Origin of the sequence: Burkholderia sp. GbtcB21, from assembly GCF_019091065.1 — a bacterium.
In the GTDB taxonomy this organism is placed as follows: domain Bacteria; phylum Pseudomonadota; class Gammaproteobacteria; order Burkholderiales; family Burkholderiaceae; genus Burkholderia; species Burkholderia pyrrocinia_C.
This window is the reverse complement of record NZ_JAGXKA010000002.1, coordinates 80,248-92,605: the sequence shown is the minus strand read 5'-3', so window position 1 is coordinate 92,605 and position 12,358 is coordinate 80,248. Positions and strand designations below refer to the sequence as shown.

The window sequence follows — 12,358 nt, the reverse complement described above, 5'->3', positions numbered from 1 at the left end:
CCGATGAAAAACGAACACACCACGCTGCTCGTGATCGGCGGCGGCCCGGGCGGCTATGTCGCCGCGATCCGCGCCGGCCAGCTCGGCATTCCGACCGTGCTGGTCGAGCGCGACCGGCTCGGCGGCACGTGCCTGAACATCGGCTGCATTCCATCGAAGGCGCTGATCCACGTGGCCGATGCGTTCGAACAGGCGTGCGGTCAGGCCGGCGAAGGGGCGCTCGGAATCCGCGTGCGCACGCCCGAGATCGACATCGCGCAAAGCGTCGCGTGGAAGGACGGCATCGTCGACCGGCTGACGCGCGGCGTCGGCGCGCTGCTCAAGAAGAACGGCGTGCGCGTGCTGCACGGCGAAGCGCGCGTGGTCGACGGCAAGACTGTCGACGTCGTCGCCGGCGGCCACACGGCGCGGATCGGTTGCGAGCACCTGTTGCTCGCGACCGGTTCCGAACCGGTCGAACTGCCGTCGATGCCGTTCGGCGGGCGCGTCGTGTCGTCCACCGAGGCGCTGTCGCCCACGACGTTGCCGAAGCGGCTGGTCGTCGTCGGGGCCGGGTATATCGGGCTCGAACTCGGGATCGTCTATCGCAAGCTTGGTGTCGACGTCAGCGTCGTCGAAGCGGCGGAGCGCGTGTTGCCTGCGTACGATGCCGAGCTCGCGAGGCCGGTTGCCGATTCGCTCGCGCGGCTCGGCGTCGGGCTGTGCCTCGGCCACAAGGTGCTCGGGCTCGCGCAGGACGGCGCGGTGCGTGTGCAGGCGGCCGATGGCGCGGAACGGACGCTGCCGGCCGATCGCGTGCTGGTCGCGGTCGGCCGCCGGCCGCGCGTCGACGGCTTCGGGCTCGAAGCGCTGCCGCTCGATCGCAACGGCCGGGCGCTGTGGATCGACGACGAATGCCGGACGTCGATGCGCAACGTGTGGGCGATCGGCGACGTCGCCGGCGAGCCGATGCTCGCGCATCGCGCGATGGCGCAGGGTGAGGTGGTCGCCGAGCTGATTGCCGGCCGGCGCCGCAAGTTCATGCCGGCATCGATCCCGGCCGTGTGCTTCACGGATCCCGAGATCGTGACGGCCGGCTGGTCGCCGGACGACGCCCGCGCGGCCGGCGTCGATTGTCTGAGCGCGTCGTTTCCGTTCGCGGCGAACGGGCGCGCGATGACGCTGCAGGCAACCGAAGGTTTCGTTCGCGTCGTCGCGCGGCGCGACAACCACCTGATCGTCGGCTGGCAGGCCGTCGGGCGCGGCGTGTCGGAGCTGGCTGCGGCGTTCTCGCAGTCGCTGGAGATGGGCGCGCGGCTGGAAGACATCGGCGGCACGATCCATGCGCATCCGACGCTGGGCGAAGCGCTGCAGGAAGCGGCATTGCGTGCGCTGGGGCACGCGTTGCATGTTTGACGCGTCGTTCTGAAACGGAGGCGCCGGTGCGCAATGTGCGCATCGGCGGCTTTCAGGTTGTCGTGCCGTTTGCTGCGAGCTGCGCCGGTTTCTGAGCCGAAGCAAATCCGAATCGGTCGCGCACGGCTTTGGCGACGCAAAAAAGCCCGCGAATGGGCTTTATATCGTTCGTCGCACAAATATCTGATAACCATAATCTTTAATGGTCTGAGATGCGATGGCCCGGAGCCGGCGGCGCGACGCGGCCAGTTCGAGATAGGGCATGAGTGCAGCCTGTAATTTTTAGAGATGGGGGCCGGTTGCCGGCGCCACGTCGGCCGACCATCATGTCGGTAGCCGGAAACCGGGCCGCTCCCGGCCCGCCAACGCAGGCTCCACACGGAAGAACCGGACATGAAACTGCTGCTCGTCGGCGCGACCGGACTCGTCGGGCGCCACGTCCTCGAAGTCGCGCTTGCCGATGCGCGGGTCGATCACGTGGTCGTCCTCGCGCGTAGGCCGTTGTCGCCGCATCCGAAGATGCGCGCACTGGAGGTCGACTTCGATCATCTGCCCGACACGGCCGACTGGTGGCAGGCCGATGCGGTGATCTGCACGCTCGGCACCACGATGCGCGCCGCCGGCTCGCAGGCGGCATTCCGGCGCGTCGATCACGACTATCCGCTCGCGGTCGCGCGGCTCGCGCACCGGCACGGCACGCCGGCCTACGTGCTGAACTCGGCGCTCGGCGCGGATCCGGCGTCGCGCATCTTCTACAACCGCGTCAAGGGCGAGGTCGAACAGGCGCTGGCCGGCGTCGGGTTCGCGTCGCTCACTTATGTGCGGCCGGGCCTGATCGGCGGCAGCCGCGACGAATTCAGGCTCGGCGAGCGGCTGCTGGTGTTCGCGTTGAACATCGCCCGACCCGTGTTGCCGGCGAAGTGGCGCGTGAATCCCGCGTCACGGATTGCGCGCGCACTGGTCGACGCCGCGATCGACGCGCGGCCGGGTGTGCAGGTCGTCGCATCGGATCGGCTCGTCTGAAGCGGCGCGCGCGCATGACGGGATGCGCCGGCCGAATCCCGGCGCATGGTCGATTCGTAAAACCGTTTCGTCATACAAAGCGATAGCGCGCTCGCGGCACGCGCGCTGACCTACGATGGAGACATTGCTTCCATCGTCCTTCGAACCGTGTGCACCCACTACCGCGCCCCCGGTGAAGACCCGGGCATCAGCGAGCTGAAGATCGGCATCGGCGATCTGTACCGCCGCGACCCGTGGGCACCCGACGTGTATCCCGACTACGCGGCGCCGATCGCGCGCGCCGACGGCGACGGCCTCGCGGTCGTGGCGGCCGTGTTCGGCTTCTGGCCGAAATTCATGCAGCCCGAGCGGCTCGACGAGAACGGCCGGAAAAGAAAGAAGCTCGATACGATGAACGCTCGCGCGGAAACGGTCGGTTCGTCGCGGCTCTACGGTAGTGCGTGGCGCAACGGCCAGCGCTGCCTGATTCCGGCGCGGTGGATCTGCGAGCCATGTTACGAAACCGGCCGCAACGTGTGGCAGCGGATCGGCGTCGACGGCTGGCAACCGTACTGTGTCGCCGGCATCTGGCGGCGCTACGAAACCGACGACGGCCGCGAATGCATCGGCATGGCGATGCTCACGGTGAATGCCGACGATCATCCGGTGTTCGCGCGGATGCATCGGCCCGGCGACGAGAAGCGGGGCGTCGTGATCCTGCGGCGCGACGACTACGACGAATGGCTGCATGCGCGCGGCAGCGAAGCCGCGCGGCGCATGCTGAACCTGCTCCCCGCCGGCGACATGGCGGCCGCGCCCGATCAGGCACCGCCCGCGAGCGCCTGACCTTTCATTTTTCCGACGTCCGACTTGCAATCAAATCCGCCGGACGCGTCGCGATCATTCGGACAATTTCCAAAATTTGCCGATTCCGGGTAATCACCGATATCTCGCAAGTTGTATATACAAGATCATCCGCTGGCAATGTCGGCACACGTCGTGCCGCTTGCGCGCCAGCGTGCAAACCGTGCGTGCGTGGCGCATGCCGGCGATCCACGGCGCCCCGCACCCGAAGAGCCGAAAGGGCGGCTCGCAGATTCCTGTCTTGTTCAAACCATTTGCGATCCTGAGTATTTTGGAGATTTCCCCCGTGTCAACGAATTCCAGTGGAAAAGCCGGCGGCCTGATCGAGGTTCGCTCGATCGACTTCATTCCCGATGCCGAACGCCACGGCGGACTGCTGAGCCAGTTCACGCTGTGGCTGTCGGCGAACATGCAGATCACCGCCATCGTCACCGGTGCGCTCGCCGTCGTGCTCGGCGGCGACGTGTTCTGGTCGCTGGTCGCGCTGCTGCTGGGCCAGCTCGTCGGCGGCGCAGTGATGGCGCTGCACGGCGCGCAAGGGCCGCAGCTCGGGCTGCCGCAGATGATCTCGAGCCGCGTGCAGTTCGGCGTGTACGGCGCGATGATCCCGATCGTGCTCGTGTGCCTGATGTATATCGGCTTTTCCGCCAGCGGCTCGGTGCTGGCCGGGCAGGCCGTCGCGCAGCTGCTGCACGTCGACGACGCTGCAGGCATCCTGCTGTTCGCGGCCGTGATCGTCGTGCTGACCGTGTTCGGCTATCGCGCGATCCACTTCGTCGGCCGGATCGCGAGCGTGGTCGGCATCGTCGCGTTCGTCTACATGTTCTCGCAGCTGTTCGCGAACCACGACGTCGGCGCGCTGCTCGCGAACAGGCATTTCTCGCTCGCGAGCTTCCTGCTGTCGATGTCGCTGTCGGCGTCGTGGCAGATCGCGTTCGGCCCGTACGTCGCCGACTATTCGCGCTACCTGCCGCGCTCGACGTCGTCGGTCGCGACGTTTCTTGCGGTCGGCCTGGGCTCGGTGATCGGCGCGCAGGCGGCGATGGTGTTCGGCGTGTTCGCGGCCGCACTGGCCGGCAGCCAGTTCGCGCACCATGAGGTCGCGTATATCGTCGGTCTCGGCTCGACGGGCGCCGTGGCCGCGCTGCTGTACTTCAGCATCGCGTTCGGCAAGGTGACGGTGACGGCGCTCAACGCGTACGGCAGCTTCATGTCGATGGCGACGATCGTCAGCGGCTTTCGCGGCAAGGGCGCGGTATCGTCGAAGAGCCGCCTCGTGTACATCTTCGGGATGATCTGCGTGTCGACGCTGATCGCGCTCGCGGGCCGCCATTCGTTCCTGAAGGAATTCACCGCGTTCATCCTGTTCCTGCTCGCGTTCTTCACGCCGTGGAGCGCGATCAACCTGGTCGACTACTACTGCTTCACGCGCTCGCGCTACGACGTGCCGGCGCTGTCCGATCCGGATGGCCGCTACGGCCGCTGGAACGCGATGGCGATCACGATCTACGTGGTCGGCATCCTCGTGCAGCTGCCGTTCATGTCGACGCACATCTACACGGGGCCGCTCGTCGACGCGCTCGGCGGCACCGACATCTCGTGGATCCTCGGCCTGATCGTGCCGGCCGTGCTGTATTACGTCGGTGCGCGCGCGTCGCGTCGCGTTATCCCCGAACGCCTGATCCTGCCGCTCGAACGCGGCGAAGTTCACCACTGACGACACGTCTCGCGCATCGGGCCGGCCGGCTGCCGGCCTGAGCGGTACGTCGTGCCGGGCGCTGCCTGCGCCGGGCTCTCCTGCACATTCCCTTTCCCGCGATGCCGGTGCGGTGCTACCGCCGTGCCCGGCGTCGTTTCATTCTCGTTCAATAAAATAGTATGACTAAGCAAAAAAAATGCCGCGGGAGCGCTTCCCCGGTGCGGCCGCCGCATGCCGTTCTTCGCATGACGGTCGCGGCCGCGTGCCTTTGCGGCTCGGGCGCCGCGCTCGCGCAGGACGGCGTCACGCTGTACGGCGTGATCGACGAATTCGCGCAATACGTGAATACGGGCAACGGCTATACGGCGGCGATCGGCTCGGGCGGCCAGTGGGGCAGCCGGTTCGGGCTGAAGGGCGGCGAGGAGATCGGCGGCGGGCAGAAAATCGAGTTCGCGCTGGAAAACGGCTTCAACCCGAACGACGGCACGCTGGCGAGTTCGGGCAGCATGTTCAACCGGCAGGCGTGGGTCGGCATCGCGGGGCAGTGGGGCAAGGTGCGCGCGGGCCGGCAGAATTCGCCGCTGTTCAACGACCAGGGCGGGCAGGATGCGTTCGGCGGCGTCACGCAGGCGTCCGGCATGGACAACCTGACCGTGTTCGCGTTCCGCACCAGCAATACGCTGTCGTACCAGAGCCCGGAGATAGCCGGCTTCCAGGGTGGGCTGTATTTCGGGTTCGGCGATGCGGGCGGCGCGCGCTCGGCTGGCTCCAGCCAGCAGTTCGACCTGACCTACGAGCACGGGCCGTTCGCTGCGTTCGTCGCGGGCCAGTGGCTGAAGAACGCGACGGCGACCACGACCGATCGCACGCTCATGGCCGGCGCGTCGTACGCGTTCGGCAACGCAACCGTGTACGGCGGCTTCTCCGCCGTGAAGTGGGCCGACCTCGGGATCGATTCGCGCGTGTACGGGCTGTCGGTCAAATACCAGTTCAACCCGGCGAACTATGTCGCGCTTGGTTACGCGTATCTGCACGACCAGTCGTCGCAGGGCAACAACGCGGACCAGCTCGGGCTGATGTACGAGTACGACCTGTCGAAGCGCACGAGCTTCTATGGCGCGCTGTCGTACCTGCGCAACCGCAACCAGGCCGGCTACACGCTCGCGGGCGCGGCGAACCCCGGCCTGCCGCTCGCGTATCCGGGCGCGAATGCGCGCGGCGTGCAGCTCGGCATCGTGCATCGCTTCTGATGCCGTCGACGCGCCGGGCCGTGTGCGCCCGGCGCTTTCTCCGCGCGCTCGCGCCGCTATTTCCCCAGCCGCTCCGCGAGCGAATAGCGCTGCATGCAGCGCTCCATCGCGTCGAGAAACGCGTGCTCGGCCGCGTTCATCTTGCGGTCGCGATGCCACAGCAGGAACACGTCGACATCGACGAGCCCGTCGTCGGGCGGCAGCCGCCACAGCCGCTGCTGCGCGATGTCGTCGCGCACGATGTGCTCGGGCAGGCAGCCGATCCCGTAGCCCGCGAAGATCAGCCGCCGCACTTCCTCGAGGCTCGGCGACGACGCGACGATGCGCCCCGTGAAGCCCTTCTGGTCGCGGAACACGGTGAGCGGCGACAGGCTGTCGCCGATCTGGTCGCTCGTGAACGACACGAAATTTTCCGCGAGCAGATCGTCCATCCGCAGTTGCGTCTGCCCGAACAGCCGGTGATGGCGGCCGCAGTAGATCGCATAACGCTGGCGCAGGAAGCAGCGCATCTCGAGCTTGTCGTGCGGCGTGCGGCACAGGCCGAGCCCGGCCGTGGCCGTCTTCTGCAGTAGCGACGAAAGAATGTCCGACGAGCGCATCACTTCGATCTGCAGGTCGATGCGCGGATACGCGCGATGGAAGTCCGCGAGGAACTCGTCGTAGACGGGCGATTCGATGCGGCTCACGGTCAGCAGCCGGATCGAACCGGTCAGGTCGGCCGTGCTGTCGTCGATTTCCGTTTCGAGGCGCGAGATGCCGCCGTAGATGTCGCTCGCGATCCGGTATACGGCTTCGCCGGCCGGCGTCGGCGCGAAGTGCGCGCCGCGCCGCTCGATCAGCCGGCGCTCGAGCGCGTCCTCGAGCCGCCGCAATGCCTGGCTCACGGCCGGCTGCGTCACATGCAGGCGCGCGGCCGCGCGGCTCACGCTGCGCTCCTGGATGATCACCAGGTAGGTACGCAGCAGGTTCCAGTCGAGACGGTCGTTCAGGAACGGGGCGAGGTCGGGGCGCATCGGGTCTCCGGGCGAGGCGTCGGGTCGGACATTAGTTGAATTTATACGGTGAATAATAACTTGAAATTTGACTAATGATTTGCGGTCGCCGATAAAGGAGGGGAGCCGCAGCGTGCGGCGCGAGGCCGCCACAGACGGCCGTCACCACGATATTGCGTGTCGCCCGCAACGCGGCGCGCATCAGGAGCCCGCATGACCCAGTCCCTTCCTTCCGCCCGCCAGCCGGGACGCGCCGCGACGGCCGCGTTCATCGGCACGATGATCGAGTGGTACGACTTCTACATCTACGCGACCGCCGCCGCGCTCGTGTTCGGCGAACTCTATTTCCCGTCGCACGACCCGTTCGTCAGCACGATGGCGTCGTTCGCGACGTTCGCGGTCGGCTTCTTCGCGCGGCCGCTCGGCGGCGTCATCTTCGGCCATCTCGGCGACCGTATCGGCCGCAAGAAGGCGCTGATGACGACGCTGATGATGATGGGCGTCGCGACCGTCTGCGTCGGGCTGCTGCCCGACTATTCGAAGGTCGGCGTGCTCGCGCCGGTGCTGCTCGTCGTGCTGCGCATCGTGCAGGGGATCGCGGTCGGCGGCGAATGGGGCGGCGCGGTGCTGATGGCGGGCGAGCATGCACCGCAGGGGCGCCGCACGTTCTTCGCGTCGTTCGCGCAACTCGGCAGCCCGGCCGGGCTGATCCTGTCGCTGATCGCGTTCCGCGCGGTCACGTCGATGGACAAGGCCGACTTCCTCGCATGGGGCTGGCGCCTGCCGTTTCTCGCGAGTTCGGTGCTGCTCGTGGTCGGCCTCCTGATCCGGCTCGGCGTGAACGAGTCGCCGGAATTCGCTCGCATGAAGGAAGCGAACCGCACGGTGAAGCTGCCGGTCGCCGAAGTGTTCCGTTCCGCGTCGGGGCTCGTGCTGCTTTGCATCGGCGCGAACACGATCGGGATCGCGGGCGTCTATTTCACGAACACGTTCATGATCGCGTACACCACGCAGTACGTCGGCGTATCGCGTTCGCTGATCCTCGACAGCCTGTTCGCGGTCGCGATCATCCAGTTCGTCGCGCAGCCGATCGCCGCATGGATCGCCGAGCGGATCGGCGGCGCGCGCTTCCTGAAGCTCGCGGCGCTGCTCGCGATGCTGTCGCCGTATCCGATGTTCATGCTCGTGCAGGGCGGCACGTCCGCGTCGCTCGTCGCGGGCATCGCGCTCGCAGTCGTGTGCATGGCCGGTTTCTATTCGGTGATCGCGGGCTTCGTCAGCGACGTGTTTCCCGCGCATGTGCGCTATTCGGCGATCTCGCTTGCGTACCAGATCTGCGGCGCGATCGCGGGCGGCCTGACGCCGCTCGTCGGCACGTGGCTCGCGCATCGCTTCACGGGTCAGTGGTGGCCGCTCGCGGTGTTCTACACGTGTCTCGCGGGCATCTCGCTGCTCTGCATCGTCGCGCTCGATGCGCGCCGGGCGGCGCAGCCGGCCGCTGCCGAAGCGCTCGGTTCGCATTGAACCATTAAGAACGAATTCATCCGGAGTGCAAATGAAAGACCTGTTGGAAATCGACGGCGCGCGTCTGTGGCAGAGCCTGGCCGACATGGCACGTGTCGGCGCGACGCCGCGCGGCGGCGTGCGGCGCCTCGCGCTCACCGACGACGACCGCCGCGGCCGCGACCTGTTCGCGCAATGGTGCCGCGACGCTGGGATGACGGTGAGCGTCGATGCAGCCGGCAACCTGTTTGCGCGGCGCGACGGCACCGATGCGCAGGCCGCGCCGGTGCTGATCGGCAGCCATCTCGATACGCAGCCCGAAGGCGGCCGCTTCGACGGCGTGTACGGCGTGCTCGCCGCGCTCGAACTCGTGCGCACGCTGAACGACACAGGCGTCGCGACCGACAAGCCGCTGGAAATCGTGTCGTGGACCAACGAGGAAGGCGCGCGCTTCGCGCCGGCGATGCTCGGCTCGGCCGTGTTCACGGGTGCGTTGCCGCTCGACGAGGCGCTCGCGAAGCAGGACGCCGACGGCGTCACGCTCGGCGCGGCACTCGACGCATGCGGCTATCGCGGCACGCGCGCGACGGGCGGCGCGGTCGATGCGTATTTCGAAGCGCATATCGAGCAGGGGCCCGTGCTCGAGGCGAACGGCACGACGATCGGCGTCGTCACGGGCGGGCAGGCGATCCGCTGGCTCGACGTGGCGGTAACGGGCGTCGCCGCGCACGCGGGCACGACGCCGATGCCGTATCGCAAGGACGCGTATTTCGCGAGCGCGCAGATCGCGCTCGAACTCGAACGGATCGTCGCCGGCTACGCGCCGCGCGGGCTCGCGACGATCGGGCAGGTCGGCATCCGCAACGCGTCGCGCAACACCATCGCCGGCGACGTGACGTTCACGGTCGACCTGCGCCATCACGACGACGCCGAAGTCGATGCGATGGAGCGCGACCTGCGCGATGCGTGCGCGCGCATCGCCGCCGCGCGCGGCGTGCAGGTCGCGATCGACACCTGCTGGCGCAGCCCGGCGACGCCGTTCGATCGCGATTGCGTCGAGCTGGTCGCGCAGGCGGCCGCCGCGTTCGGCTACCCGAACGAGCGGATCGTCAGCGGTGCCGGCCACGATGCGATCCTGCTCGCGCGCCGCTTCCCGACCGCGATGGTGTTCATCCCGTGCGTCGACGGCCTGTCGCACAACGAAGCCGAGGATGCGTTGCCCGACGACGTGACGCGCGGCACGAACGTGCTGCTCCATGCGGTGCTGGCGCGCGCCGGCGTCGCCGCGCGCGCCGAAGCGGCGACCACCGCGCACGATGCATGACGCGGCGAACCGACGAGGACGAACGATGAAAACCTATTTCCATCCCGAACAACTGCTGCACCATCCGCGCAGCTACCTGTCGCGCGGGCAGATGCGCGAACCGCAGGAAGTGCCCGAGCGTGCGGCACGGCTCGTCGCGGCGGTGCGCTCGCTCGACTTCGACGTGTGCGAGCCGGCCGACCGCGGCACCGCGCCGATCGCGGCCGTGCATGACATGAACTACCTGCGCTTTCTCGAGGACGCGCACCGCGACTGGAAGCAGATGCCCGACGACTGGGGCGACGAAGTGATGTCGAACGTGTTCGTGCGCGATCCGAACCCGCTGCGCGGCATACTCGCGAAAGCCGCGCGCTACCTCGCCGACGGCAGCTGCCCGGTCGGCGCGAACACGTGGCGCGCCGCGTACTGGTCCGCGCAGGGTGCGCTCGCGGCCGCGGCCGACGTCAACGACGGCGCGCGCGAGGCCTACGCGCTGTGCCGGCCGCCCGGCCATCATGCGCGTCGCGACGCGGCCGGCGGCTTCTGCTACCTGAACAATGCGGCGATTGCCGCACAATCGCTGCTCGGCCGCCATCGGCGCGTCGCGATCCTCGACACCGACATGCATCACGGGCAGGGCGTGCAGGAGATCTTCTACGGTCGCGACGACGTGTTGTATGTATCGATTCATGGCGATCCGACCAACTTCTATCCGGTCGTCGCCGGCTACGAGGAAGAGACGGGCGCGGGGGCGGGCGACGGCTTCAACCTCAACCTGCCGATGCCGCACGGCGCGCCGGAGTCAGCGTTCTTCGAGCGGCTCGATGACGCGCTGCGCGCGCTCGCGCGGTTCGGGCCCGACGCGCTCGTGCTCGCGCTCGGCTTCGACATCTACAAGGACGATCCGCAATCGCAGGTCGCCGTCACGACCGACGGTTTCGGGCGGCTCGGCGGCGCGATCGGTGCGCTCGGGTTGCCGACGGTGATCGTGCAGGAGGGCGGTTATCACCTCGACAGCCTCGACGCGAACGCGCGTGCGTTCTTCGGCGGGTTTGCCGGCGCGCGCTGACGCAGCAGCGCCGGATCGCGTGCGCCGCCGGCGCGGGACGGGTCGCGATTACGAATTCGCGGTGGCCGGTGCGCGGCGGCGCTGCGTCATCTGCAGCACGACGAGCGCGAGTCCGGCCGCGGCGATCAGCCCGCCGACGAGCGGCACGGCCGAGTAGCCGAAGCCGGCCGAAATCGCCGCGCCGCCGGCTGCCGCGCCGACCGCGTTGCCGAGGTTGAACGCGCCGATGTTGACGGCCGACGCGAGGCCCGGCGCTTCGTGTGCCGCACGCATCACGCGCATCTGCAGCGGCGGCACGACCGCGAACGTCGCGATACCCCACACGAGCAGCGTGACCGCGGCGCCGGCATGCGTGCTCGCGAGCAGCGGGAACGCGGCCATCGTCGCGATCAGCAGCAGCAGGAAACCGACCAGCGTACCGTCGAGCGATCGATCGGCCAGGCGGCCGCCCGCGATGTTGCCGATCGAGAAGCCGACGCCGATCAGCACGAGCATCGCGGTCACGAAGCCGGGCGTCGCGCCGGTCAGGTGTTCGAGCGTCGGCGCGACATACGTGTAGAGCGTGAACATCGCACCGGCGCCGAGCACCGTCGTCCCGAGCGCGCCGAGCACGACAGGGCGCGTCAGCACCGACAGCTCGGCGCGCAGGTCGGGCATCCTGCCGGCTTCACCCTTCGGCAACGCGGCGAACAGGCCGGCGATCGCGATCAGGCCGAGGCCCGCGGTCGCCGCGAACGACATGCGCCAGCCGATGATCTGGCCGAGCCAGGTCGCGGCCGGCACGCCGCCGACGTTCGCGATCGTGAGGCCCATGAACATCGTCGCGACCGCGCTGGCCTGCTTGTCGCGCGGCACGAGGCTGGCCGCGACCACCGAGCCGAGCCCGAAGAACGCGCCGTGGTTGAGGCTCGTCACGAGGCGGGCGAGCAGCAGCGTCGTGTAGCCCGGCGCGACGGCCGACAGCAGGTTGCCGATCGTGAAGATCGACATCAGCGCGATCAGTGCCGAGCGGCGCGACCAGCGCGCGAGCAGCAGCGTCATCAGCGGTGCGCCGACCATCACGCCGATCGCATACGCGCTGATCAGCATGCCGGCCTGCGGGATCGACACGTGCACGCCGTCGGCGATCACGGGCAGCAGGCCCATCGGCGAGAACTCGGTCGTGCCGATGCCGAACGCGCCGGCGGCGAGCGCCAGCAGCGGCAGCGCGGCGCTGCCGCCGGGGCGGGAAGGAGAGGAAGTCGTGGCGTTCACGCGATGGGCTCCTGTAATCGAGGGACA

General features: G+C 68.4%; 10 protein-coding genes. 8 read left to right on the top strand and 2 right to left on the bottom strand.

The window, feature by feature from the left end:
* Window positions 1-3 precede the first annotated feature (3 nt).
* The 5 genes from lpdA (at window position 4) to KVT39_RS04640 (ending at window position 6,210) form a co-directional block, all read left to right on the top strand.
* On the top strand, window positions 4-1,395 hold the full coding sequence (gene lpdA / locus KVT39_RS04660; RefSeq protein WP_217588000.1) for a dihydrolipoyl dehydrogenase: 1,392 nt from the start codon (window positions 4-6) through the stop codon (window positions 1,393-1,395).
* Window positions 1,396-1,788: 393 nt separating this feature from the next.
* Entirely contained in the window at window positions 1,789-2,418 is a 630-nt protein-coding gene (locus KVT39_RS04655; protein WP_217587999.1) for an NAD(P)H-binding protein, read from the top strand.
* A 147-nt stretch (window positions 2,419-2,565) separates the two neighbouring features.
* Entirely contained in the window at window positions 2,566-3,243 is a 678-nt protein-coding gene (locus KVT39_RS04650) for an SOS response-associated peptidase family protein (RefSeq protein ID WP_131946836.1), read from the top strand.
* Between the two features lie 304 nt (window positions 3,244-3,547).
* Entirely contained in the window at window positions 3,548-4,978 is a 1,431-nt protein-coding gene (locus KVT39_RS04645; RefSeq protein ID WP_217587998.1) for a cytosine permease, read from the top strand.
* 161 nt (window positions 4,979-5,139) lie between these two features.
* Window positions 5,140-6,210: a porin gene (locus tag KVT39_RS04640; RefSeq protein ID WP_175750051.1), complete on the top strand. Its 1,071-nt coding sequence runs from the start codon at window positions 5,140-5,142 to the stop codon at window positions 6,208-6,210.
* A 56-nt stretch (window positions 6,211-6,266) separates the two neighbouring features.
* Here KVT39_RS04640 and KVT39_RS04635 read toward each other — a convergent pair whose 3' ends face one another.
* On the bottom strand, window positions 6,267-7,223 hold the full coding sequence (locus KVT39_RS04635) for a LysR family transcriptional regulator (RefSeq protein WP_034183237.1): 957 nt from the start codon (window positions 7,221-7,223) through the stop codon (window positions 6,267-6,269).
* 192 nt (window positions 7,224-7,415) lie between these two features.
* Between KVT39_RS04635 and KVT39_RS04630 the strand changes: the two genes are divergently transcribed.
* From KVT39_RS04630 to KVT39_RS04620, 3 genes are read left to right on the top strand one after another with little or no spacing between them, the layout of a single operon-like run.
* Window positions 7,416-8,726 (top strand): MFS transporter, encoded by a 1,311-nt coding sequence (locus KVT39_RS04630; RefSeq protein WP_217587997.1) that lies wholly within the window; start codon window positions 7,416-7,418, stop codon window positions 8,724-8,726.
* A 31-nt stretch (window positions 8,727-8,757) separates the two neighbouring features.
* Window positions 8,758-10,029: a Zn-dependent hydrolase gene (locus KVT39_RS04625; RefSeq protein WP_217587996.1), complete on the top strand. Its 1,272-nt coding sequence runs from the start codon at window positions 8,758-8,760 to the stop codon at window positions 10,027-10,029.
* 25 nt (window positions 10,030-10,054) lie between these two features.
* Window positions 10,055-11,077 carry a histone deacetylase family protein gene (locus KVT39_RS04620; protein WP_217587994.1) on the top strand — a complete coding sequence of 341 codons (1,023 nt, stop codon included), beginning with the start codon at window positions 10,055-10,057 and terminating at the stop codon, window positions 11,075-11,077.
* A gap of 48 nt (window positions 11,078-11,125) precedes the next feature.
* Here KVT39_RS04620 and KVT39_RS04615 read toward each other — a convergent pair whose 3' ends face one another.
* Window positions 11,126-12,331, bottom strand: coding sequence for an MFS transporter (locus KVT39_RS04615; protein WP_034183241.1), 1,206 nt, complete (start codon window positions 12,329-12,331; stop codon window positions 11,126-11,128).
* Between the last annotated feature and the right edge of the window lie 27 nt (window positions 12,332-12,358).